This is a genomic window from Streptomyces sp. WAC07094 (genome assembly GCF_036320405.1).
Lineage (GTDB): Bacteria > Actinomycetota > Actinomycetes > Streptomycetales > Streptomycetaceae > Streptomyces > Streptomyces lannensis.
Genome location: NZ_JAVMJZ010000001.1, coordinates 8,234,701 through 8,257,579, shown reverse-complemented (window position 1 = coordinate 8,257,579; position 22,879 = coordinate 8,234,701). Strand labels below are relative to the sequence as shown.

Below are 22,879 nucleotides of genomic sequence, written 5' to 3'. Positions count from 1 at the left end.
TGTACGGTACATCGTTGCAGAAAATTCCAATGACTGGAGTCGTCTTCAACATGCGGATTGGTCGTCAATGAGTGCGGAAGCCTCTCCCCCTTCGACCCGGCGGTGGCATGGAGTGCACAAGGCGCTGGCCGACCCCCTGCGCATTCGGCTGTTGGAGGCGATGTGGGAGATGCCGCGCTCTGCTCGCGAACTTGCCGACTTCATCGGGCTGCCGGTTGATCGGCTCTACTACCACCTGGGTCGACTGGAGCAAGCAGGGCTCATCGAGATCGCCGAATACCGGCCGCTGGCTCGCGGCAAGGTCGAACGGGTCTACGCCCCGGCGGTCACCGAGCCACCGGCGGATGGCGCGACTCCAGAGGAGCAGGCGGCGTCCCTCGGGTCCATGCTCGACGCGACCCGGGCCGACATCAACGCCGCCTACCAAGCCAGACAGGTTGGCCGGCGGCGAGAAGTCGACCTGCATCGCGGTGCTCTGCGCCTGACCGACGAGGCACTTGCCGAGCTGCGCGGGCACATCGAGGAACTCGCCTCTCGGTTCGGGAACCACGACGCCCCAGGGGTCTGGACCCGGGTCGTCGTCGCAGTGGTCGACCTGCACGATCGCCCGTCCGACAACGCGCCGTCGCACGGAGGCCCAGATGAACCCTGCTGAAGAACCCCGCGACAAGCTCGCGGTCAAAGTCTCGGACGCGGAACGCGATATCGCCGTGGAGCGGCTCAAAGACCACTACGTGGCCGGCCGACTGACTCTGTCCGAACTCGAAGACCGCGCGGCCGTCGCTTACCAGGCAGCCACTGTCGCTCAACTCGGCGCCATCACCGCGGATCTACCGGCGCAGGGCAAGACTTCCGAGCGGACCTCGACCGAGATGAACCCACAGGTACTGATCCTGCTGCTGTGCTTCTGCCCCCCGGCGGCCTTCGTCTACTGGCTCATCACCCGTAGTCCGGCCCGCCGGTACCACTCGCATTCACAGCAACGGCCTTCTGGTGTGTAGCTCTGCGGGCAACGGCCGTCGGCGGTCGCAGGCGTGACTCGGCGCTTCGAGGGCGCTACCGGCACTGCGGGAACGCTGTAGTTGCTGTACTCCGCCGCTCTACGCGCTACAGCTCGACAAGTCGTGCGCGGGCACCCGGGCGCCCGTACGCCAGGATGCGCGGCGGCACTTGGCGCATTCGCGCCACGTCCGCCGCCGGCGCACGGAGCAACGCCTCGGCGACGGGCTGGGCCACACCGAGGGCGCCCAAGACGGCGCGCGGTCACCGTGGATCGTGCTGTGGCTCCGAGGACGTCTGGTCGGTCAGGGCCTGCCGCCCGGTGCTCTGGGCGATACCGGTCAGCTCGTCAACGCTCCAGCTGAGGCGACCGCTGGACAGATCGTCTGTGACTGCCCGGATCCAGTCCAGTTCTGCGGCGGTCATCGCGCGCAGATACTCCTCTTCGAGCGTCGTCACCCGCGGCAGGCCGTGGACCTCCGTCTGCTCCGCCAAGGACTTGTCGTGCGCCTCGAGGGTCTGCGCGAGGGTCGCGGCGCGCTGTTCCAGCACGTCGAGCGCCTCCTCCGGGGCCAGCATGAGGACGAAGGACAACGCGGCGGGGAACTGCGGGAACTCCTGCTTCGGCGCGGCCAGCATCTCCTTGAGCCAGACACTCATGGTCGAGCGCCCCGCGTCGGTCAGCTCATACACCGTCCGCTCGGGGTACTGCTGGTCGCGGCCGGTCTCCCGGACCGTGACCAGGCCCGTCGCTAGGAGCCGGTCGATCGTCCGGTAGAGGCTCGCGCGCTGGCCCACATTGACGACCTGGTCCTTTCCCCACTGCTTGATCAGTCTCTGGATCCCGTACGGGTGCAGCGGCTGGAAGTGCAGCAGGGCCAGCACGGTCAGCGCCAGCGGCGAACTGCGGGTCGGAGTGCTCATGCCGGCATATTACCCCCACTGCAACTAGTTGACATGAGACTAGTCGCACTACAACTATCAGGGAAGCGAGGACCACGAGTGGACGGAGACCACGGAGATGACCACCACCAGCACTGAAACCACCGACGCCACCGAGCGCATCCACGCCGACCACGCCGTGATCAAGCGGCTGGGCAACTGGACCCGCACGGGACACATCCAGGTGCGCGCCCGCCGGGGCCTGGCCGTGCTCGATCTGCGCTCCCCGGACCTGCCCGACGACATCGACCTGCACCTGGAACTCCAGCGCGCCACGGTCAAACTGCTCGTGCCGGACGACGCCGTCGTCGACCACTGGGCCCTGGGTTGGACCGCCCGGGGCAAGGTCGAGGACGCGCAGGGCCGGACCGCCGAGGACTCGGCCCTCGCCGACGCCCGCCGGATCCGTCTGACCGGTGTCGCAGCCGACGGCGAGGTCCGCGTACACCGCGGCGGCATCGCGGTCCTCAACGCCATGTGCTCCCGCGCCTACCTCCGGGACCTGCGGCTCGCCCACAGGACGGGCGGTCACCCGACCGTCGACGACCCGGCACGCTCGCACGGCCACTGAACATCCGACCCCGGCGCGGGAAAGGGACACACGCATGAGTGCGATCAAGACGGCTGCCGTCATCGGAGGCGGCATAGCCGGACCGGTAACGGCCCTCGCACTGCGCAGGGCGGGCATCGAGGCGACCGTCTACGAGGCCTACGAGAACACGGCGGACGGCCTCGGTGGCATGCTGATGGTCGCGCCCAACGGGCTCAGCGCCCTCGAAGTCGTCGGTGTGGACCATGGCTTGGCCGGTCAGCCGATCCACCGCATGGTCATGACCGATGGGCGGGGCCGGCGGATGGGCGAGTTCGCAGGCCTGACGGGCCTGCCGCCCAGCCAGGTGATGTGGCGTACCGACCTGTACGGGGCCGTGCGCGAGCGAGCCGCCGCGGCGGGCGTACAGACCGTGTACGGCAAGCGGTTGGCCGGGGCCGAGGAAACCCCGGCCGGCGTCACCGCCGAGTTCACCGACGGGACCCGGGTGACCGCGGACGTGCTGGTCGGGGCGGACGGTATCCGGTCGACGGTCCGGCAGCTGATCGACCCGGCAGCGCCCGGCCCCCGGTACACCGGCCTGCTCGGCTTCGGCGCCCACTCCAAGACGGAGGTCCCTCAGGCGCGTCCGGACACCATGTACTTCGCCTTCGGCCAGCACGCGTTTCTCGGCTACTGGCCGGCGCCCGGCGGAGGCACCGCCTGGTTCGGCAACCTGCCGTACGAAAAGCCGCTCAGTGCGGAGCAGGCCAGTTCGACGCCGTCGGCCGCATGGATGCGGATCCTGCGGGAGAGGTTCGCCGGGGACGTCCCCGGCCGCGATCTGCTCCGGGGCACCGGCGACGACGAACTCCTCACTTTCGGAGGGCTGGAGATCCTGCCTTCGGTGCCTACGTGGCACCGGGGACGGATGGTCCTGGTCGGCGACGCGGCCCACGCGCCCTCGTCCAGCTCCGGTCAGGGCGCGTCCCTCGCGGTCGAGAGCGCCGTGCAGTTGGCGCGTTGTCTGCGGGACATCCCTGATGTGGGCTCGGCGTTCGCGACGTACGAGCAGCTGAGGCGGGGCAGGGTGGAGAAGGTCGCAGCGCAGGCCGCGAAGACCAACAGCCAGAAGTCGATGGGCCCGGTCGCGACGAGGATCACGGCTCTGCTGATGCCATTGACGACGCGCACGTTCCTGAAGCCGGAGAAGATGTTCGGCTGGACGCACCGGTACCGGATCGACTGGGACGCGCCCGTGGTGCCCGCCTGAGGACGGGCGGACCGCTACCACCGGGAAGAAGCCCTGTCCCTTCAGGAACCGGAAGGTGCGTTTGCCGATCGCGGCCGACCTGCGAAGTGCCCGGCCTGGGCCGGAGCATGGTCTGTGCCGCTGTTCGCTGTGAGTCCCCGTTGTGTCCCGCCGGAATGGGCGCGCAACGAGCACAAGGCGCCGATAGCATCAACGAGTGATCAACATGCAGGTACGCGGCGACCAGGGGGACCTCGTGGCCAGTACCCGGGCCGGGGTGGAATGGACGGACGCCCTCGCCGAGCTCGACCCGGCCGCCTTCCCGATGCTGACGGCCTTGATCCCATACGGAGACGCGATGTTCAACCATCGACAGGTTCCGTTGCTGCTCACCGAACTCGACCGGCTTCCGGACGCATGTGGTGGCGCCTGGGTCGTACAGGCTCGGGAGATGTGTCAGGTCGTCCTGAACGGACCGCACCGCTATCTCTGGTTCCTCGGCGATTGAAGCCGTCCTGGAAATCGCTTTGGCGCGCGAGTCGTCGTGAGTTGGAACGCCACACCCACCGCGCAACCGAACGGCCCCTGACCGGGCGGAACGGTCAGGGGCCACAGTGGTGCGCGCCGACCGCAAGTAACCCGTCCATCCCCGAGTTCCCCGCCCGATCGGGCACGGCTGGGGTATGGGACAAGGCCGTATGCGTCATTTCCTACGGTCGGACGCAAGCGCCAGCACCATGCTCGCGAGTAGCACGAACACCACGAGCGAGGCGAAGAACAGGGCCTCGATCCAACCAGCGTTCGCACCCGTGAGCGTGCCGTTCGCGGACGCGCACGCCACCTCCGGCGGAAAGCTCTGTCGACGCAGGTCGCCACAGGCGTTCGGCAGGTCGTCATTCACGACGTACGCGTTCACCCAGCACAGCGCCCAGCTGACGAGGACGACGCCGAGCGAGGCCAAGGTGACGCCCCACAACGCGGTCGGGCGGAGTGCCTCGGAGCCCGTCGGAGATGCCGTCATGATCGGGAGCGTATATGCCAACGCCGGATGTCAGCGAAACAGCCCCGGAAACGGACAGGGCACCAACGGCTCCTCCGGCCGGTCGGCCCAGCGCCACCAGACGTGCCGACCGGCACACTTCCACAGTGACCGACAGGTCCGCCGGCCGTCATTCGACCGCCAGGCGAGCACGAGACCACCGGACCTCATCGGCTGACCGCACTCGGGACAGTCCGGGGCGTCGTCGCTCATACGCCACACCCTAACGGGACGAACGGTTCCCCCTGTCGGACTTCACGACGACGGGCGGTCAAGGACCCATCCGCTCAAGTGGTGTAGCCGATCACGTGTAGCAAAAACCCAGTTAACGAACCGAATTCGGGCTCCCGCAGTCACCCTCGAACTGCAGGCACGTCAGCCTGCGCAGTCTGGGTAAGCCGGCCAGTCACCGGAACGTAGCCGAGCGACGGCCAAGATCATCGGCGACGCCGACTACACAATGTGACGGCACGCATCGTGGGAAGCTCACGTCCACCGCGCCCGAAGGCTGTGCGGAATCACCAAGTACCTTCTGACACAGACGTGTTGGAATTTCCTCATGGCCACTGCCGCTGACGGAACCACCAGCCTGAGCCCGGACGAGCCCGCGCACCGCCTGCGTGCCGAGATCGAGCGACTGAAAGCCGAGGCGACGCAACAGAGGAGACTCGCCCACCGCCGGGCCGAGTTCTGGACCAAGACGGACATCGCCCTCGGTTTCCCCGCGGCCTTGCTCGCGGGCACGGCGGGAACGGCAGGATTGGCCTCGGCCGGCGCGCGTGTTCCCGCCGCCCTCGCCGCTCTGGCCTCAGCCGGGTTCGCGGCGGGAGCAGGCTTCCTGCGCAGCGACACCAGGCGCCGCGCCAACAAGCGCGCCCGGCACGCATGGGCCTCCGTCGAGGCCAGGGCGACGGTGGCACTGGCCCAAGAACACCTGACCCCCGAGCTCCTCGGCGACCTGCTGGAATGCCGCCAGGCTGCGCTGGCGGCCTACGACGGTGCGGAGCCCCTCTCGGGGTCGTCGTGACACGTAACCCCTCAGCTGCCCTCCTTCCGCTGCGTCGAATGGAGCGTCGATCACCTGGCTTCATGACCCGCGACCTGGATCGCCAGGGGGACGTCAGTGGCACAGGCCGTCAGCGGCACACACTGCCTCGGACCTGTGTCGCACGCCCACCGCACGGGGGTGCGAACCGCTCCCGCCGCACGCACTGCACGGCAGGGACGGCCATGACGTTGTCAGCGCTTGAAGGAGCCCTTGGTGGTCTCTTTCGCGCCCCGCATCCTCCCCCGCGCCTCCAGGGCGGCACCCTTTGCTGCGAGGGTGTCTTTGTGCACCGCGTGGGCCACCTTCCGCACGGTCTTGCCTACAACCTGTTCGGCTTTTGCCTTGGCTTTCTCTCCGGTACTCATCTCAGTACCTCCACGCTCACAGTCCGAGTGCCCCTGAGCCTGGGGGAAAACCCCGAGCAGGCGGTTTCCCGCCTCCACCGCTGCCCGAGACGATCGGCGGCACCAGAGGCGCTCTCGTTGTACCCAAGCGCTTCTCTCGTACGCTGTCCGGGGACCCCGACAGCCGCCGCCCAGGCCCCGTCGTTCCGCGGCTCCCCCGCTCGTGCCGCCCGCGGATTGCCGACGAGCACCCGACACCCCGCGCGGCGAGCGCACACCCCGGGCGACGAACCCGCCCGAAGCCCAGATCCTGGCCATCGGCCGGGGGGCGGCCTGGCTCATCGCGCCGTTTCGCCGAGGGCGACGTGCTGCCGATCCTGCACCAGCAGGGTGAGCTCGACCAGGTCGTGTCGATTCGCCACGTCGAGACCCACAGCCTTCAGCCGGACATCTCCGCCTGGTCCGGGTTCACGACACCGTGATCCGTGGTGGTGTCGATCGGCGCCGTCGGCGGGAGCGTCCTGCCGCCCCGGCACTGCCAGCTCGTCGTCGCGAAGCGACCGGACCGGCTGCTGTCCTGTTTGGAAGGTCCCATACGCAGGTCGCGCCTGCGCCGCCCGCACGCCACCTGTGAATCAAGGACCGTTTGCTGGGAGGAGTTGGAACACGCCCACCGAACAGCATCCGTCGGTCTTGTAGAACGCACGGACTCTCCATCGTCTTGCGGCCACGGGCACCGGGGCTTCGTCCGGTCGGCCCTTACCATCCGGGTAGGGCACGCCGAGGCCTTCGCCGGCCTCGGCTGAGTCCATCAGAACCGCCGGGCCGTCGGTCTCCCGGACTCCGCACACCGTCCATGGCGTCGCCTCATCGCTCAGGACGGCACCGGCCGCGGCGACCAGCTCGGTTTCGGAGCAGGCGCCGAGCCACCGCACGAAGGCCCCTTGTTCGGGGAGGTAGCAGGTCGTTGCTGATTCGTCGCCCAGCACCAACGCGGACACGTGCTCGGCGTCACCTAGGCTGATCGCCTCGGCGGGCCCCTCGACGGCGCAGGCCCGATCGTAGTCGTCCGGCTCGTCGGTGCCGCCGACGATGATGCCGTCCTCGGTGCAGCCGCTCCACTGGTGCAGTACAGACACAGGAACGACGATCAGCGGGCCGCCCATGGAATCCACCCATGTCAGGCCGAGCGTATGACGGTTGGTGTTGTCGCTGTCACTCATGCGCGCAGTCCGCCTTCACCCCATGACAGGGCGAGCCGACGGACAGCTGAACCGACCCCAGCCCGTCCAACCGGGCCGCACCTGAGGCCATCAAGTCCTCGTCGCAACACCCCGACAACACCGTCATGCAGATCTTCCACGTCAACGACCGGGGCAGCACGGTCCCCCGCGCCCGCGCCAAGGACCTGGTCGTGCGGAAGTCCGGCGAGAACCAACGATGGAAGCTCGTGTGAAGGTGCTACGTCTCGTTCGGAGCCGACTGGGGCCAGTTGGCGATACGGGTTCGGGCCGCTTCGGCGATCACGGCCCAAGGGTCGTCCGTCAGGCGCAGCACCGCACTGCGTGGGGAGTGCTGATGGGTGGCGACGGTGCTGCGGACAGCGTCGTGCGGGTCGTCGGCCAATTCCTCCAGCAGTTCGGCCGGACAGTTGCGACGGCTCGCCACCCTGCTGCGAACACGCCAGTCGTCGTCCATGATCAACTCGGTAAGGATCTCCGGCGGACAACTACGGTTGTGGGCAGCCCAGAACCGCATGTCCGGATGCTCTCGCACCAACTCGTGCCAGACCGGCAGCGGCATGGCCGCCCACGCCGAGCGGTCCCTCTCCGCCGGATCCTCGCTCGTGCGCAGTCGGATGAACTCCGCGACTGAGGTGATCTCGGGGAAACGGTCCGGCATGGCAGGACCGTAACGCACGATGCCCAGGACACGCTTCAAGACCCACCCGACGCCGACTCGTCAGGCATCAACTGAGCCCTGAGCACGGGCCTTTGGGGTGAAGCACCTCTGACAAAGAGGCCGACAAGTGTTGCTCTCCGCGCACGTGTCGCGGAGCAGATGTCACGATCGAGGACCATGGCCACGGCCGACGCGCTCAAGGCCGCATACACGACTTTGGCCGTCTTGACCCTCCGCGAGCGCACACCCCGGGCGGAGTTCGTCGGATCGAGCTGTGGGAAGTCCGCGAGTCACCTCCCGGCGGTGGCCGTGGGTCGTGATCGCCTCGCACGCGGTCGTCGCCGCCCGCCGGCGACCGCCTCGAGGACGTCGGGCCGCTGACTGTTCGGCAGTACCTCGACGGGGCGCGTACGTGGCCCGCGTACGCCTCCGGCCGCCGGGAAGGTCGGCGAGCCGAGGCGGTCGTGGGAACCGACGCGAGAAAGGGCTCGTACGGGAGCCTTGTGCCTGCCGGTGCTCGGACTGCCCGTCGCTGGGCCCAGCGCCGTCACCATGGCCACAGGCCGGACTCCGGCGGGCCCACGGCGGCTTCGGGCGTCCTGGCCACGGCGACCCCGGTCTCGGTCCGCACCCTGTACACAGGTGCCAAGCCCACGTCCCGAAAGCCTGGCGACGCACCGTCCATGACCGGCCGTCAAAACGATAATCAGGCACGAAACCGAGCCGCTGATGCCGATCTCGCACACCTGATCGGGTCGCTGCCCGCGCGGGCCGACCACACCCAAGGCCACGGCCGAAGATCGCGCTCCACCGCCTCACGGTCGTTCGCACGAGTATTTGATGCAACGTCATCGATCGTGTGAATGCGGCACATCGGCGTCGGCACACGCGTTCGCTCTCCATGCATTAGTGATGATGTTGGTACCGATGGGGGTGCTGCCGAACGGGTTACTTTTCGGTCTGGAGACACCCGGAGGGAGTACGGGCTTGCTCACTTCCCGTGTCATGCAGCGGTCGGAGGCGGTCTTCGGGTTGAGGGTGAACACGTTGCTGCTGCGATTCCGCTGTGCCGGCATAGTGCCGGCCTTCGTGGCGGCGGCGAAAGGACTACCTCTGATGCGAGTGACCCGGACAATGTTCGCCTCCGCTGCGGTCGCCGCGGCCGTCGCGCTCTCCGCTCCCGCCGCGCATGCCGTGTCGCTGGCCAGCGGCGTGAAGGCCGGTGACGGTGCTCTGACCATGGCGCAGACCCAGCCCGGCGACGACGACGGCGGCCGGTCTCACCACGGCCGACCGCACCACGAGCAGGGCGAGGGTGCCGAGGGCGCCGAGGGCGCCGACGAGAACGCCGGTGGAGCCGACGACGAGAGCAGCGACCCCGCTGCCTCGGACGAGGACCAGAGCGACGAGGGCAGGCCCGGCAGGCCTGGCGCGGAGAGGGCGCCCAGCGGCGGTGTGAAGGCCGGTGGCGGTGCTCTGGCGATGGCGCAGACCCAGCCCGGCGACGACGACGGCGGCCGGTCTCACCACGGCCGACCGCACCACGAGCAGGGCGAGGGTGCCGAGGGCGCCGAGGGCGCCGACGAGAACGCCGGTGGAGCCGACGACGAGAGCAGCGACCCCGCTGCCTCGGACGAGGACCAGAGCGACGAGGGCAGGCCCGGCAGGCCTGGCGCGGAGAGGGCGCCCAGCGGTGCCGTAAAAGCCGGTGGCGGCGGGCTGGCGCAGTCCAGCAACGGCCTGGCCGCTGGTTCGGTGCTGCTGCTCGGCGGTCTCGGCGCGGGTGCGTACATGCTGCGGCGTCGCGCGGCGGAGGCCTGATCGGCACTCGTCGGCCGACTGTGCGGTCGCGGCCGCCGTCACTCGCGAAGGGTGACGGCGCCCGCGACTGCGGCGTTGGGGCCGGTTGTCCGGCCCCCTGATGTCCTACCGCCGCCCTCGTTCATGAACAGGCGTTGACTGATGACCCTCTTTCAACCGGCCCCGCCGGAGCAGCCGCGAAACAGGCCCACGTCCCGTACCGTCAACCGTGCCCTGTTGTTGCTGCCGGCGGCGGCTGTGGGGCTGGGCGCCGTACTCATCCACCACTCGCTGTCGAGCCCGTCGGATCCCAAGCCGCCGACTCTGCCCGCGGCCGTCGTCCCCCCGTCCGTGGTCGTGACCCCGCCCGCACTCGTCGCTCCGTCAGGAACCGGGCCGCGTAAGGGCCTTCCGGCGGCGCAGGAGCTGCCGCGGTCCGCCCCCAAGCGCATCGTGATTCCGCAGATCGGAGTCAGCGCGCCGTTCTCGGAGATCTCGCTGGACGCCTCGGGGCACCTCACTCCACCGCCCGTGACGAACAAGAACCTGGTGGGCTGGTACAAGGGCGGGGTCTCACCCGGTGAGCGGGGAACTTCGGTCGTGGTGGGTCACGTCGACACCAAGACGGGACCGGCGGTGTTCGTGCTGCTGCGCACCCTGAAGCCGGGAAGCAAGCTCGACATCACCCGCGCGGACGGCGTCGTCACCAGCTTCAAGGTGGACACCGTCGAGACCTTCAGCAAGGCGAAGTTCCCCGACAAGCGGGTCTACGCCGGCAACACCACCCCCCAGCTGCGGTTGATCACCTGTGGTGGCACCTACAACCACAAGGCCCACGACTACGAATCCAACGTGGTGGTGTTCGCCCACCTCGACTCGGTCAGGCATCCCTGAGCAACCTCCGGGAGCCGCCCCCGACACACTCTCACCGGTACCTCCTTCTTCCGGCACCCCCGGCCGGCCGGGAAAGCTCCCGTCACCACCTGCAGGTGCCCCCGCCCGTGATCTCGGCCGTTCGAGTGCCTTGGCGGAGCCACGTCGGCCCAATGCCCGTGTGCCAGTGATCTGTCCGCAAGATGGCGTGCGGCGAGCACTGTTGCACAGCGACCGGTGAGGACGGCGTGGCCACCAAGACTCCGCCTGCCCAGCATGTGTTCGACCGATCGAAACCCCTGGGCGAAGCGCTGGACGGCGCCGCCGTTTCCCGACTGCACCTCAGGTTCTGGCTGCTGGCCGGGCTCGGCGTTCTGCTCGACGGTTTCGACTTCTTCATCATCGGTGTGGCGAATCCGCTGATCGCCGCGGACTTCTCGGTGAGTGCCGTCGAGAAGGGTTTGCTGTCCGCCGCGGCGGTGGTGGGCTCGGTGTTCGGTGCGGCGCTGCTGGGACCGCTGGGCGACCGGGTCGGCCGAAGCCGTATCTTCCGGGTCGATCTGTGGCTGTTCGTCGTCTTCTCGGCGCTGTGCGCGGTCGCGTGGGATGTCTGGTCCCTCATGGTCTTCAGGTTCGCGCTGGGCGTCGCGGTGGGCCTGGACTACCCGATCGCCGCCAGCTATCTGGCGGAGATCCTGCCCTCCAGGGCCCGTGGGCGGTGGCTGGTCGCCGCCTTCAGTCTGCAGGCGGCGGGCATCCTGCTGGGCGCGGCGGCCGGGGTGGTGATCCTCGAGGCTAATCCGCATGTGACCTCGTGGCGCATCATGCTGGGATTCGGGCTGCTCCCGGCCCTGATCATCATCTGGCTGCGCCGCCGGGTGCCCGAGAGTCCCCGATGGCTCGCCCAGAACGGCCGCGAACAGGAGGCACGCGACATCGGCCGGGCGCTCGTGGGTGTGCCCGTCCAGGTGACCGACGCGGACAAGGAACGGCACGAGCCCCCCGCGGAAGGTGTCGGTGCGTTCCTTCAGCCCCGGTTGTTCTCACGTCAGTGGCGCAGACGGACCGTCTTCACCGCGGCGCCGTGGTTCCTGATGGACATCGCCACCTACGGGGTGGGCATCTTCACCCCCACCCTCCTCGCCTCCCTGACGGTGCACGGGGCGAACACCACGTTCATCGCCGACGACATCGTCTCCACGAAGGGGACCGCACTGCTCGACGTCTTCCTCGTCGTCGGATTCCTCCTGGCCATCTTCCTGATCGACCGTGTCGGCCGCGTACCGCTGCAACTGGTCGGTTTCGCGGTGATGGCCGTCGCACTCTGTGTCCTGGCGGTCGGCAGCCAACTGCCCGGCGGGGCCGGCGCCCATCTGCCGATGGTGCTGATCGGGTTTGGGCTCTTCAACATGTTCATGAATCTCGGCCCGAACGCCACGACCTTCGCTCTGCCCGCAGAGGTGTTCCCCTCGGAGATCCGCTCGGCCGGACACGGCTTCGCCGCCGGATGCGGCAAGTTGGGAGCGGCCCTCGGTACCTTCCTCTTCCCCGTGCTGCTGGCGGGCATCGGCCAGGCCGCACTGCTCTACGCGGTGGCCGCCGCCTGTGCGCTCGGTTTCCTGATCACCCTCGTCATCCGCGTCGAGCCGCGCGGCTGTTCCCTCGACGAACTCTCCGGCGTCCAGGCCACGCGGCTCGCACCTCGCGTCACTCCCCCGTGAGGCGCCGGCTCACAGCGTGCTTCGTACGGTCACACATCGTGGCCGTCGTGGCGCCGACCGCACGCGGCCTCGGCCATGCGAGGTGACCATGAGGACGCGGCACCGACGAAACGCCCCGCCGTACAACAACCGCTCCTCCGAGCGCGGGCGGCTCGACCCGGTGATCACCCGCGTCCACGGCCGCCCCCGTGGGAGAGGCACTCTCGGGGTCGGCGGATTGCGCGGTGTCCGTCGGAAGGGGGCGGTTCGCCCTACATGGCCGCCGCGGCATGCTGCTCCTCCTGCTGCGCTTCCTCGTCGTCCCGGTCGATGCACTTCGCCAGGCAGCGGGTGCGGGACAGGGCGAACACGCCGTAGGAGAGCAGGGCGAGGCCGAGGAAGGCCGGAAGAAGCCACATTCCGAGGCGCGGGGACTCCGCGAAGAGGGTCACACCCAGGATGAAACTCACCGAGGCGTCACCGAGAGTGAGAGCCGGCTGCGACGCGATCAGCGGGCCTCCCTGCATGGCGTATCCCAGCAGGAAGATCGAGAGCGATCCGACGGCCGCGAATCCATAGGTCTGCCAGGCGAGAAAGAATCCCGTCGCCCCTTCGTCGGAGAGAATGGCCATGGACGACTTGACCAGCGCCGCGGTGAGCGCGTTGCCGATGGCGGCGGCGGCCGCCAGGCAGGCGGCTCGGGCGAGTCCCTGTGGGCGGCGCAGTCCGGTCAGCACGAGTACGACACCGGCCCCGCCGACGGCTGCGAGCGTCGGCACCCACCAGACCCCCGGAATCTGATCGCGTCCACCGGAGGGGGCCGCGGAGAACAGACCCAGAGCCAGGCCGACGAAGATGCAGGCCACGCAGAACCATGCCTTGGCCGACACCCGTACGCGGAATACCAGACTGCCGACCAGGAGCGCCAGCGGGAGCTCGAGGATGAAGAGCGGCTGGACCATGGCCAGCCGGCCCGCACTCAGGGCCAGGGCCTGGAACAGAGCGGCGAAGACGACCCCGAGAATGCCGCCGAACCAGATGGGACTGCGCAGCAGGTGCCGGACGAGGGCGAGCCGGGCCGAGGAGTCGGGCACCTCGACTGCGGCACGCCGCTGCAACACGGTTCCCACCGCGTTGCTGCCAGCAGCCAGGACGGCGAATACGACTGCCAGAATCATCCCGAACGCACCACTTCCACGTCCCGCGCCGGGTGCGCGGGTACGGCGTTTCCGTTCTTGTCGCTGCTCATGGCGGGTCTGCCTGGGCCTGTTCCACGATGGCACCTCGCGTCGGCGGTTTCCAGCCGGGCCTTCTTCTCCCGGCCCGGCCGGACCGGACGGCTGCCGCGGCGCGCGGGCGGTCTGCGGTTCCCGCCCGGGCAGGCCGGGCGCGGTCGAGGCCCGGCCACCGAGGCGGTCGACGGGACGGCGTACCCGGGGCCGGGCAAGCGTTCCTGACTCTGATCGTCCGTGGCTCCGCCGCAGGTCACGCGGCCGGCCGCGGTCCCCGGGCAGGTGCGCCCCGGGGACCGCGCCGCTCGGCGCACACGGCGTGCGGTACGGGCGCCGGCGGGGCCGCGGTACGGCACTCGGTGGTGTCCGGCACTCCCCGCCGCAGGCCTCCGGCGCCCCGCCCCTGCTCAGGACAGCGTGCGGCACAGTACGGCTGCGGGGCCCGCCGTGCTGCCCAGACGTGTGGTGAAGGCGATCCCGGCGGCGTACTCGTTGTCGGCGCACTGGCCCTTGTAGTCGCCGTAGGCGTAGTCACCGCCGTCGGCTTCGGCCGGGCGGTTGTCGTAGCGGTCGAACCAGACCGTCCGCCCCGTGCCGCCCAGCGCGATGCGGGCGGGGGCGCACAGCGCCGCCGACACACGGCCACCGCGGCGGCTGTAGCCGATGAGGAACTGACCGGAGGGGCACTGGAACTTTGTGTAGCCCGAGGCCCAGTCGCCGCCTTGCGGAACGTGGCGCTCGTCGGTGACCACCGTCCGGGCGTTGCCCTCGGCGCGCAGATCGCCCCCGCCGGTGTCGGTGCACAGACCGCGTCCGGCCGTGTGGCTGAGGCCGATCAGCCGCAGTCCGTCGGGGCAGGCCGCCTTGTAGGCGCCGGGATCCCAGTCCCCGCCCGCACGCACCCGAAGCGACTGGACCTGGTCCCCGTGGTCGGTGGTGAGCATGCGCCACGTGGGAACCGGGGCGACCGGTCCGGTGTGTGTCGGCGCCGTCATGAGATGGCTCCAGGCGGTGCCGCGCCAGTCGGCCGGGTCCAGGATTCCGTGCCGGTGGCCCTCGGTGTCGTAGCGCAGCAGGGCCCAGTCGTCGTGGCCTTCCCAACCGACCAGTGGCCAGTACGCGAAGTCCGCGTCGTGGTCGGCGAAGTAGTCGGTGATGTTGCCGAACCATGTCCGGGCGGCGGCCCCGGTCTCACCGGCTCCGATGCCGAACTCGCTGATCCACACGGGAGCGGTGTAGTGGCTCCCCTCCTCGGTGATGAAGAAGGCCTCGTCGGTGAGTTCTCGGTACAGCTCCTCACGGGTCAGGTCCTGGTAGCGGGGGTCGTGGGTCTCGCCGATACCGGTCGCACCGCTGTGGTGGGGCCCCGTGTATCCGTAGAAGTGGGCGGAGTACACCAACTTGTGGGTGGCCACGAGCGTGTGGGAGAGCGTGCGTGCCGGAGTGAGGGTGGGTCGGCCGTGCGGCAGTCCGTCGACGGGCAGCCCCGTCCAGTTGATCCCCTCGATGACGATGAGGAGGTCGGGGTTCGCCTCCGTGAGGATGCGGTCGGCGGCGAGTTGGGCGGCGGCGAACCAGTCGTGCTCGTCGCCCGCTCCCCAGTCGGGGTCGTCCAGGATGTCGCGGCGTACTTCGTTGTAGAGGTCGGCGCCCACCACTCGGGGGTCGGAGGCGTACCGGCGTGCCATGAAGACCCAGTCGTCCGCCCATTGACCGGTGGACTGGCTGCTGTTCCACCGCTCGTTGCCGTCGATGCCGCAGCACCAGCGCGAGGTGTTCGTCGGGCACGGCGGCCGTCGCGTGGATCATCTCGTTGGAGAACGGGAGCCGGATGCTGTTGATGCCGAGGTCATGGAAGTCGGCGAGGAGCTCGGGCAGGGGGACGCGGTCCAGGCCGAGGGGTATGCCGTAGGAGTTCTGTCCGGCGTGGTGGTTGGCGGGGTCGGCGGTACTGCTGCTGCCCGTCCACGATCCCTGGGCCCCGTCCCAGTTGGCGGATCTCAGCCGGAAGCGACGACCCGTGGCATCGACGATGTAGCGGCCGCGGGTGGACAGCGGCGGTTGCCAGGCGTCGGCCTCCTGGTCCGTGGCGTGCGCGGTGCGGGTCGGCGGCTGCGGGGCCGCGGCGACCGCTCCCGGTGCCGTGGCGAGCAGCACCAGGGCCGCTGCCAATCCTGTCAGGTACTGGTCAACTTTGTCTGCATGCGTACCTCGGCGAAAGAACGGCGGTGCACGGACGGGGTGGCGCGGGCGGCGGGCGGCTTGCCCGGACGGAAGCAGAGGCGGTGCGCGGCGCGTGTCGGCGACAGCGGCGGACGGCGGGCATCAGTCTACGGAAGAACGCCTCCCCCTGTCGGCGCCGTCGAACGAGCCGGCGCCTCGGCACCACACACCGGCCGAAAAGCGCCCCACCGGAGGGCCGGCGGGCCTCCGAGGCGACACCGCCGCAGAACATCGTGGCGTATCCCCGAGACTCCATGAACAAAGGTGATAATCAGCAATTAATAGGGCTTTTCACCCCCGTGTGCCGCAGATCACGTGGGAATGTCACGTCTCGGGTCTCCTCCTGGGAAATATATGGAGACCCCCCTCAGGTTGGTGGTTGCATTGGGTGGGCGCACTGGAGGCGGGCATGGACAGCAGGCACATGAGGCAGGCGAGGGGTCCGCGATGAGCCACCTCACACCGGGATTCCTGCGCAGCAGACCCCATCGCCCGGTGGCCGCGGCCGCGCCTCGTGAACCATGGCAGCGTGCCGCGTTTGTCCTGCTCGCGGTACTTCTGGATGTGGCGGCCGCCGTGATGGTGCTGAGCCGGCACCTTCCCAATGCCGTGGCCGGTGTGCTCCTGGCCGGAATCGGCTGGTTCACCACCGGACGCATCGCCGCCTGGTATCCCGGGTCGTCACGCACCACCCCGGACGATTCGGTGCACCGATGAGTCAGGCGACCGACGGCACCATGGCGACCGACCCCTTCCTGGCGACCCGAAAGCCACTGCCCGGCGCATCGACGGGCCGACCGGAGCGGAACGACCCGCGCGAACGCCGTCGGCGGCACATGGTCGAACTGCTCGCGGTGTGCGCGCTGGCCCTCGTCCCCTGGACGGTCGTCCTGGGCGTGACACTGCCCACCGACTACCGGGTCCACGCCTGGCGCACGACCTGGGTCGGCTTCGACATACTGCTGCTCATAGCCCTGGGGGCCACGGCCGTGCTCGGCAGACGACGTCACCGGGCCGTGGTGATCCCCGCACTGTCGAGCGCCGTGCTGCTGGTGTGCGACGCCTGGTTCGACGTCTCGCTCGCCTTGGGCACACCCGCCGTCTGGGCCTCCGCCGCTCTGGCCGTCTTCGTCGAACTCCCGATGGCGGTCTTCCTGTTCCACCGTATGTACAACCTGCTCCGCCTGCAGTGGACACCACTGCCGCCGGCCGACACCGCGGACCGCGCGGGAGGCCGTCGCACCGCCGTCGTCGAGCCGGAAGAGTCTCCGTAGCGCCTCCACGGCGCCCCCGTCCGCCCAGGCGAAGAAGGCCCCCGCGGCGTACACGGCCCAGGTCACAGCCGCGGACGCGGTCTGTGACGACCTCGTGGTCAAGGCGTCCGCCGCCTGGAGAGGACCGGAGCAGGCACGTGTCAGGGCCCGGTCTCCACGTAGGGGAAGGAGTGGTGCTCATGGGCCACCACCCAGCGGTCCCCTTCCTTGCGCAATCCCAGGGTGAGTCTCAGGCGGTTGTCCGGTCGCTCGGTCAGGTCCTGCGGCGTTCCGCAGCGAATCAAGGCGTGGGCGAACGCCACGTCGCTCCCGGCGGTGACATCGAGCGACTCGATCTCGAAGACGGCACCCACCGCCTGCCAGGCGAAGAACGACGGCCAGACGTCTCGGTAGGCCCGAATGCCGGGCACCCCCTGGTAGGGCGGCGGCACGTCGAACATCACGATGTCGTCCGCGTGGTCCGCGAGGACCCCCTCCATCTCGCCCCGGTGCACGGCCGCGGCCCACTTCTCGACCAAGGCCCGGATCTGCTCTGTGTCGTCGGCCATGTGAGGGCGGCTCTCTGGTTCCTGTCGTCCGAGCGAATACGTTGTCGGCGTGTGCGTTGTGCGAGTCGGAGTTGTGACGCTGGGGCTGTTGTCTTGAAGCGTTCTCCTGGCTGGAGCCGGGAGATTCCCTCCTACCTTGCGGTGGAGGGCTGGACGCTATGTGCGCGCCTGACGACTGCCCTTCCGGCAGCCGGGACGAGCGCGTGGCCCATCCGGTAGAGGTGCAGAACGTTCCGGGCGGCGTTGTAGTCGGCGTTGCCTGACCAGCCGCAGTCGGGGTTCTTGCACACGAACGTGGACTGGTCCTCTCTGCTCCCCGGTGTGATGAAACCGCATGCAGAGCACCGCCGGGACGTGTTCGGGGCAGGGACCTTGCGCAGGGTGCCGCCGTTGCGGGCAGTCTTGTACGCCAGCATCGTCACGGTGCGTCCCCATGCCTCCTGGCTGATGGAGCGGTTCAGGCCGGACTTCTTCGCGACGTTGTTCCCCGGGTTCTCGATGGTGCCCCTGGCTGATTTGATCATGTTCGAGATTTCCAGTTTCTCCACCACGATGACGCCGTAGGTGCGGGCGAGGTACGTAGTGGTCTGGTGCTGCCAATCGGTGGCGCGGCGCGTGGCTGTTGCGCGTAGCCGTTTGATCTGGGCGTAGGTGTTCGTCAGTCGGCGGGAGATTTTCTCGCCGGGGTTACGGAAGCTCCTGCGGTGCGCCGCGCGCCGTTCCAGGCGCAGCAGTCTGGCCTTCTCATGGAGGTTTGGCCACTTATCGCGGTCGGCTGTGCCGTCCGCCGGCCACGCAAGCCGGCCATGGTCCTGGTGGTTGCCGTCGGACAAAGCGAGGGGGACGTTGATTCCCACGTCGATGCCGACCTCGGCTCCGATGTGCGGCCCGGATGGGGGTACAAGGGTCTGGACGCGGAAAGTGATGTGCCAGCCGAGGGCGTCCTTGACCAGCCGAGCTCCAGTGATGCGATGGTCCTCGGAGGCTTTCTTGCCCACGGTCAGGTCGCGGGTCCAGCGGAAGCGGACCCGTCCGACCTTAGGAATGTTGACCATGCCCCAACGGCGATGTACCCGCTTGATCTGCAGGTCACGCCCCTGAGGAATGTCCACCGACATCACCGAACGCGTGCGTGTCTTGAAAGTCGGTTCCCCTGCCCTGCCCTCCCAGCAGTTTTTCCAAGCCTGGTGGTAGGTCTTGAGTACGGCTTGGGCTGCCTGGGCCGGGAGAACGCCGAGCCAGTCGATCTCCTTGCGGGCCTGCCGGATCGCCTCATCAGCGACCTTCAGCGACCGCCGGCATTTCGGCGTCATTGTCCAGAAGTCGTGAAGGAGATTCCACGTCGTCCGTGCGGCGTGGGCCTGGACGTCGATGAGCCGGGCTTGCGCAGGGACCAGTGCCGACCGAGCACGATGCCCGAACTGCCGCTTCTCCCATGCACGTTCCGTTCTCACAGGGTCAACATAACCATCGGGGTGATGACGCCACGCCGTAAATCACCATTTCGATTTGTCGTATGGACGGCCACGTCGTCCACAATGCTGAATCTGTGACGAGCGCCGGAAGCCGCATCGACCGCCCCCTGCTCCGGACTTCTCGGCCCGGAGACGGGCGGGCCTCAGGTCGATTGATGTGCGATCGGTGAGCCGGTCGGCTCCGTGATGCGTCCCCTGTGCAGGGCCGGGCAAGCCGGGCAAGCCGGGCGAGGTCAGCCCATCAGTCCGGCGGCGACCGTTGCTCCCAGCTCCCAGCACGCCTCGATGTCGGGCTTGCCCGGCTCGCCCGTCACGGTCACCGCCTCGGCCACGCGTCGCCAGCCGAGCCCCGTGGTGATGGACTCGATCCCCCGTACCGCCCCGGTCACATCGTTGCCGCCGTGCACCCAGTAGCCGAACGGCCGGCCGCGCGTCTCGTCCAGGCACGGGTAGTAGATCTGGTCGAAGAAGTGCTTGAGGGCCCCGGACATGTAACCGAGATTCGCCGGGGTGCCCAACAGGCAGCCGTCGGCCTCCAGTACGTCCGACGCGGTCGCCGACAGCGCCGCACGCCGCACCACCCGCACACCCTCGATCTCAGGCGCCGTCGCACCGGAGACGACGGCTTCGAACAGCGCCTGGCAGTTCGGCGAGGGGGTGTGATGCACGATCAGCAAGGTGGCCATACCGTCGAACCCTGCCGCGACGCCTCCCGCACCGCAAGGCGACGCGGACTCCCTCCCCGGCGGGCGAGGACGCCGTCCTGCCCGGCCGCCGATGCCTCAGCCGCGTTCCCCAGCCGCGTCTCCCCCGGCGCGTGCCGCATGGCGCTGCGATCGCAGTGTCTCCAGGAGCCGGAGCCAGATCTCGCTCGCCGTGGGATAGCTGGGCACCACGTGCCACAGGGTGGACAGAGGGATACGTCCGACGATCGCCGTGGTCGCCGAATGCACGAGTTCGGCGATGCCCGCCCCCACGAACGTCGCCCCAATCACGATGTCCTCGGCGCGGTCGACGACGAGTTTGGCCCGCCCCCGGTAGTCCGGGCGCATGACCCAGGTGCCCGCGAGCGCACCGAGGTCGTATTCCACGACCTCGATGTCGATACCCGCCTCCCGTGCCTGTTCTTCGGTCACACCGGCGCTGCCGACCTCCGGGGTGGTGAAGACGACCTGGGGCAGCCCTCGGTGTCCCTCGGCCGATGAGGGCAGGTCCTGGGAACCGCCGGCGCGTGCCGCGATGACCTCTCCGGCGATACGGGCCTGGTACTTGCCCATGTGTGTGAGCAGGGCACGCCCGCACACGTCGCCGATGGCGTACAGCCAGTCGCCGGGCACGCCGTGCACAGCCTGGTGGTCGTCGACGTCGAGGTAGCCGCCGGGCGACAGTCCGACGGTCTCCAGGCCGATGTCGCCGGTGTTCGGGGTACGGCCGGCGGCCACCACGATCTCGTCCGCCACGAGCACCGTGCCGTCGTCGAGGGTCACCCTCACCTCACCGCCGTGCACACGCCCCTGGCCGGTGTCCCGCGGGTCGGAGCGCTCCACCCGTGACATTCCGCGACCCAGGCAGAGCCGCACACCGCAGTCCTGCAGCTCCTCGGCGACCAACTCTCCCGCGAACGGCTCGGAGCGGGCCAGCAGCCGTGGTCCGCGCTGGACGACGGTCACCTCGGCGGCTCCGAGGCCGTGCAGCCAGGTGGACGCCTCGCAGGCGACCACCCCGCCGCCGAGGACGACGACCCGGCGGGGTACTTCCTTCATCGTGGTGACATCGCGGGAGTTCCAGGGCAGCGCGGCCCGCAGTCCGGGGACGTCCGGTACGGCGGGGCAGGAACCCGTGTCGATGACCACGGCGTGTCGGGCCGTCAGTTCCCGGACCGGTCCGTCGTCCCGGCTCACCGCGATCCTGCGTTCACCGGTGAGCCGCCCGTATCCCCGCACCACGTCGATGCCGGTGTCCAGGGCCCATTTCACCTGGGAGGTGTCGTCCAGGCCGTTGATCACGACGTCGCGCCGCGCGAGCACGGCCGAGGGCTCGAGCCGCGCCGTGACTCCGGGCGAGTGCGCGGCCGCGTCGACCACCTCGACCGGTCGCAGGAGAGCCTTGCTGGGCATGCACGCCCAGTAGGAGCACTCACCGCCGACGAGCACGTTCTCCACGAGCACCGACGACAGACCCGAGAACTGGGCGGCGTACTGGGCGGCGTTCTCTCCGGCGGCTGCGGCGCCGAGGACGATGACGTCCCATTCGGAGCTTTCCGGGTCCACCGTCGCAGTCATCAGAACCTCCGCGATCGTCCTTCCGCCGCACCGGCGGTGCATGGAGTGCGGTGAGTGTGAGGGGGATGCCACGTGCCGGCCGACATGGGATCGCCGAAGCGCCGGCAACCGGCACGAGCCGCTGCGGGCCTTCCGTCAGGCTACGGTCTGCGGAGCGTTCTCGCCTGCTCCCCGGGGTATACGGGGCAGACATGGGGGAACGCCGCCCGGCGCCCGGCGACGCGGGCGGTGGACGGCGTTCCGCTCCTCGCCGGTTATGCGGCGAGGCGCTCGGCGAGCTCCTTGGCCTTGGACGCCGCCTCACCGAAGGCACGCTCGCGGGAGGCCTCGTAGAGCGGGACCAGCTCGGCCATGGCCGGGTTGTGCGGGGCCATGGTGAGCTCCGGGACGATGAAGTCGAGTTCCAGCCCCAGCGTGTCGGCCAGGACGGCCCGCAGGTAGTTCTGCACGTACTCGAAATCCTGCTTCGGCGTGCCCGGCGCGTAGGAGCCGCCGCGGCTGGCGACGACGGTGACCGGCAGGCCCTTGATGGAGGACGTCTCGCCCGCGGTCCGGCCGAACAGGATCACGTTGTCCAGCCAGGCCTTGAGGGTCGAGGGGATCGAGTAGTTGTACATCGGGGCGCCGATCAGCACCGCGTCCGCCTGCTCCAGCTCCTCGATCAGCGCGATGCGCTCCTCGAAGGCGGCCGCCTGCTCCGAGGAGTGGGTGGCGGGGTCGGCGAAGCCCGCGGTGTGCGACTCGGCGGTGATGTGCGGCACGGGCTCGGCGGCCAGGTCCCGGTAGACGACCGTGCCGTCGGGGTGCTGTTCCTGCCAGGCCTTGCGGAAGGCGTCCGCGACGGTGCGCGAGGCGGACGCCTCGCCCGAGAAGACGGACGAGTCGATGTGCAGCAGGGTGGCCATGGGGGTCTCCAAAGAACATGCCCGAGCCCGGACGAGCCGGGCTAAGAATTCGTACAGAGCTATATCTAACACAGGAGCTTACTTTTTTTCATCCCCTGTCGGGGTAGTAAGCTGTACGCATGGCGGCTCAGGGTCACGACGTGGCGGCATGCAAGCAGGTGGACGGCGGTATCACCCGCGTCTTCCAGTTGCTCGGAAAGCGTTGGAGCGGCCCGATCGTGGCGGTGCTCGTGGACCAGCCGGCGCACTTCGCCGACCTGCGACGGGCGATTCCGGGCCTCAGCGAGCGCATGCTCTCCGACCGGCTCGCCGAACTCGGCGCCGCCGGACTGGTGGTGCGCGAGGTCGACGAGGGCCCGCCGCTGCGGGTCTCCTATCGGCTGACGGAGTCCGGGGCCGCACTCGAGCCCGCGCTCAAGGCGCTCGGGCAGTGGGCGCAGACGCATCTGCCGGATGCCGAGCCCTGCATGGGGGCCACCGAAACGTGCGTGGAGTCGGCCCGGAAGTGAACC

The 22,879-nt window shown here is 69.2% G+C and carries 24 protein-coding genes and 1 pseudogene; 12 read left to right on the top strand and 13 right to left on the bottom strand.

Annotated features, from left to right (window positions below; translation table 11 throughout):
- The first annotated feature begins 112 nt into the window (after positions 1-112).
- Together RCR19_RS37075 and RCR19_RS37070 are read left to right on the top strand one after the other, a co-directional pair.
- Entirely contained in the window at positions 113-655 is a 543-nt protein-coding gene (locus tag RCR19_RS37075) for a winged helix-turn-helix domain-containing protein (protein ID WP_331269123.1), read from the top strand.
- Positions 642-1,001 carry a DUF1707 domain-containing protein gene (locus RCR19_RS37070; RefSeq protein WP_331269122.1) on the top strand — a complete coding sequence of 120 codons (360 nt, stop codon included), beginning with the start codon at positions 642-644 and terminating at the stop codon, positions 999-1,001. The genes RCR19_RS37075 and RCR19_RS37070 overlap by 14 nt, the downstream gene beginning before the upstream one ends.
- A gap of 262 nt (positions 1,002-1,263) precedes the next feature.
- Here the strand turns inward: RCR19_RS37070 and RCR19_RS37065 are convergent, their stop codons facing one another.
- Complete coding sequence (locus RCR19_RS37065) at positions 1,264-1,923, bottom strand: PadR family transcriptional regulator (RefSeq protein ID WP_331269121.1); 660 nt, start codon at positions 1,921-1,923, stop codon at positions 1,264-1,266.
- Positions 1,924-2,020: 97 nt separating this feature from the next.
- On the opposite strand from RCR19_RS37065, the gene RCR19_RS37060 reads away from it, so the two are divergent.
- The 3 genes from RCR19_RS37060 to RCR19_RS37050 all read left to right on the top strand — a co-directional run bounded on the left by RCR19_RS37060 (position 2,021) and on the right by RCR19_RS37050 (position 4,230).
- Entirely contained in the window at positions 2,021-2,512 is a 492-nt protein-coding gene (locus RCR19_RS37060) for a hypothetical protein (RefSeq protein ID WP_331269120.1), read from the top strand.
- Between the two features lie 34 nt (positions 2,513-2,546).
- Positions 2,547-3,743 (top strand): NAD(P)/FAD-dependent oxidoreductase, encoded by a 1,197-nt coding sequence (locus RCR19_RS37055; protein WP_331269119.1) that lies wholly within the window; start codon positions 2,547-2,549, stop codon positions 3,741-3,743.
- A gap of 205 nt (positions 3,744-3,948) precedes the next feature.
- On the top strand, positions 3,949-4,230 hold the full coding sequence (locus RCR19_RS37050; RefSeq protein ID WP_331269660.1) for a hypothetical protein: 282 nt from the start codon (positions 3,949-3,951) through the stop codon (positions 4,228-4,230).
- A 195-nt stretch (positions 4,231-4,425) separates the two neighbouring features.
- Here the strand turns inward: RCR19_RS37050 and RCR19_RS37045 are convergent, their stop codons facing one another.
- Positions 4,426-4,743: a hypothetical protein gene (locus RCR19_RS37045; protein WP_331269118.1), complete on the bottom strand. Its 318-nt coding sequence runs from the start codon at positions 4,741-4,743 to the stop codon at positions 4,426-4,428.
- A 577-nt stretch (positions 4,744-5,320) separates the two neighbouring features.
- Here RCR19_RS37045 and RCR19_RS37040 point away from each other — a divergent pair.
- Positions 5,321-5,788, top strand: coding sequence for a hypothetical protein (locus tag RCR19_RS37040; protein WP_331269117.1), 468 nt, complete (start codon positions 5,321-5,323; stop codon positions 5,786-5,788).
- Positions 5,789-6,000: 212 nt separating this feature from the next.
- Here the strand turns inward: RCR19_RS37040 and RCR19_RS37035 are convergent, their stop codons facing one another.
- The 4 genes from RCR19_RS37035 to RCR19_RS37020 form a co-directional block, all read right to left on the bottom strand.
- Entirely contained in the window at positions 6,001-6,174 is a 174-nt protein-coding gene (locus RCR19_RS37035; protein WP_331269116.1) for a hypothetical protein, read from the bottom strand.
- Positions 6,175-6,592: 418 nt separating this feature from the next.
- Entirely contained in the window at positions 6,593-6,748 is a 156-nt protein-coding gene (locus tag RCR19_RS37030; protein WP_331269115.1) for a hypothetical protein, read from the bottom strand.
- A 40-nt stretch (positions 6,749-6,788) separates the two neighbouring features.
- Positions 6,789-7,376: an Imm21 family immunity protein gene (locus tag RCR19_RS37025; RefSeq protein WP_331269114.1), complete on the bottom strand. Its 588-nt coding sequence runs from the start codon at positions 7,374-7,376 to the stop codon at positions 6,789-6,791.
- A gap of 238 nt (positions 7,377-7,614) precedes the next feature.
- The gene (locus RCR19_RS37020) at positions 7,615-8,055 is read right to left on the bottom strand and encodes a hypothetical protein (protein WP_331269113.1); all 441 of its coding nucleotides are present in this window, start codon (positions 8,053-8,055) and stop codon (positions 7,615-7,617) included.
- 1,116 nt (positions 8,056-9,171) lie between these two features.
- On the opposite strand from RCR19_RS37020, the gene RCR19_RS37015 reads away from it, so the two are divergent.
- The 3 genes from RCR19_RS37015 (at position 9,172) to RCR19_RS37005 (ending at position 12,449) form a co-directional block, all read left to right on the top strand.
- Positions 9,172-9,876 carry a hypothetical protein gene (locus tag RCR19_RS37015; RefSeq protein WP_331269112.1) on the top strand — a complete coding sequence of 235 codons (705 nt, stop codon included), beginning with the start codon at positions 9,172-9,174 and terminating at the stop codon, positions 9,874-9,876.
- Positions 9,877-10,017: 141 nt separating this feature from the next.
- Positions 10,018-10,749, top strand: a complete 732-nt coding sequence (locus RCR19_RS37010; RefSeq protein WP_331269111.1) for a class F sortase — start codon at positions 10,018-10,020, stop codon at positions 10,747-10,749.
- 227 nt (positions 10,750-10,976) lie between these two features.
- Entirely contained in the window at positions 10,977-12,449 is a 1,473-nt protein-coding gene (locus tag RCR19_RS37005) for an MFS transporter (protein ID WP_331269110.1), read from the top strand.
- A gap of 251 nt (positions 12,450-12,700) precedes the next feature.
- Here RCR19_RS37005 and RCR19_RS37000 read toward each other — a convergent pair whose 3' ends face one another.
- Positions 12,701-13,606, bottom strand: coding sequence for a DMT family transporter (locus RCR19_RS37000; protein ID WP_331269109.1), 906 nt, complete (start codon positions 13,604-13,606; stop codon positions 12,701-12,703).
- 461 nt (positions 13,607-14,067) lie between these two features.
- A pseudogene (locus RCR19_RS36995) lies at positions 14,068-15,841 on the bottom strand (cellulase family glycosylhydrolase).
- A 489-nt stretch (positions 15,842-16,330) separates the two neighbouring features.
- Here RCR19_RS36995 and RCR19_RS36990 point away from each other — a divergent pair.
- Both RCR19_RS36990 and RCR19_RS36985 read left to right on the top strand, forming a co-directional pair.
- Entirely contained in the window at positions 16,331-16,600 is a 270-nt protein-coding gene (locus RCR19_RS36990; RefSeq protein ID WP_331269108.1) for a hypothetical protein, read from the top strand.
- Positions 16,597-17,157: a hypothetical protein gene (locus tag RCR19_RS36985; protein ID WP_331269107.1), complete on the top strand. Its 561-nt coding sequence runs from the start codon at positions 16,597-16,599 to the stop codon at positions 17,155-17,157. The genes RCR19_RS36990 and RCR19_RS36985 overlap by 4 nt, the downstream gene beginning before the upstream one ends.
- Positions 17,158-17,297: 140 nt before the next feature.
- Here the strand turns inward: RCR19_RS36985 and RCR19_RS36980 are convergent, their stop codons facing one another.
- The 5 genes from RCR19_RS36980 to RCR19_RS36960 all read right to left on the bottom strand — a co-directional run bounded on the left by RCR19_RS36980 (position 17,298) and on the right by RCR19_RS36960 (position 22,367).
- Positions 17,298-17,705, bottom strand: coding sequence for an SgcJ/EcaC family oxidoreductase (locus RCR19_RS36980; RefSeq protein WP_331269106.1), 408 nt, complete (start codon positions 17,703-17,705; stop codon positions 17,298-17,300).
- A 131-nt stretch (positions 17,706-17,836) separates the two neighbouring features.
- A complete protein-coding gene (locus tag RCR19_RS36975; protein WP_331269105.1) occupies positions 17,837-19,159 on the bottom strand; it encodes a transposase in 1,323 nt (440 codons plus the stop codon).
- A gap of 254 nt (positions 19,160-19,413) precedes the next feature.
- Positions 19,414-19,866 carry an NAD(P)H-dependent oxidoreductase gene (locus tag RCR19_RS36970; protein WP_059126289.1) on the bottom strand — a complete coding sequence of 151 codons (453 nt, stop codon included), beginning with the start codon at positions 19,864-19,866 and terminating at the stop codon, positions 19,414-19,416.
- A gap of 96 nt (positions 19,867-19,962) precedes the next feature.
- Complete coding sequence (locus RCR19_RS36965; protein WP_331269104.1) at positions 19,963-21,462, bottom strand: NAD(P)/FAD-dependent oxidoreductase; 1,500 nt, start codon at positions 21,460-21,462, stop codon at positions 19,963-19,965.
- Positions 21,463-21,716: 254 nt separating this feature from the next.
- Complete coding sequence (locus tag RCR19_RS36960; RefSeq protein WP_331269103.1) at positions 21,717-22,367, bottom strand: NAD(P)H-dependent oxidoreductase; 651 nt, start codon at positions 22,365-22,367, stop codon at positions 21,717-21,719.
- A gap of 119 nt (positions 22,368-22,486) precedes the next feature.
- Here RCR19_RS36960 and RCR19_RS36955 point away from each other — a divergent pair, with 119 nt between their 5' ends.
- Positions 22,487-22,876: a helix-turn-helix domain-containing protein gene (locus RCR19_RS36955; protein WP_059126286.1), complete on the top strand. Its 390-nt coding sequence runs from the start codon at positions 22,487-22,489 to the stop codon at positions 22,874-22,876.
- Positions 22,877-22,879: the final 3 nt, after the last annotated feature.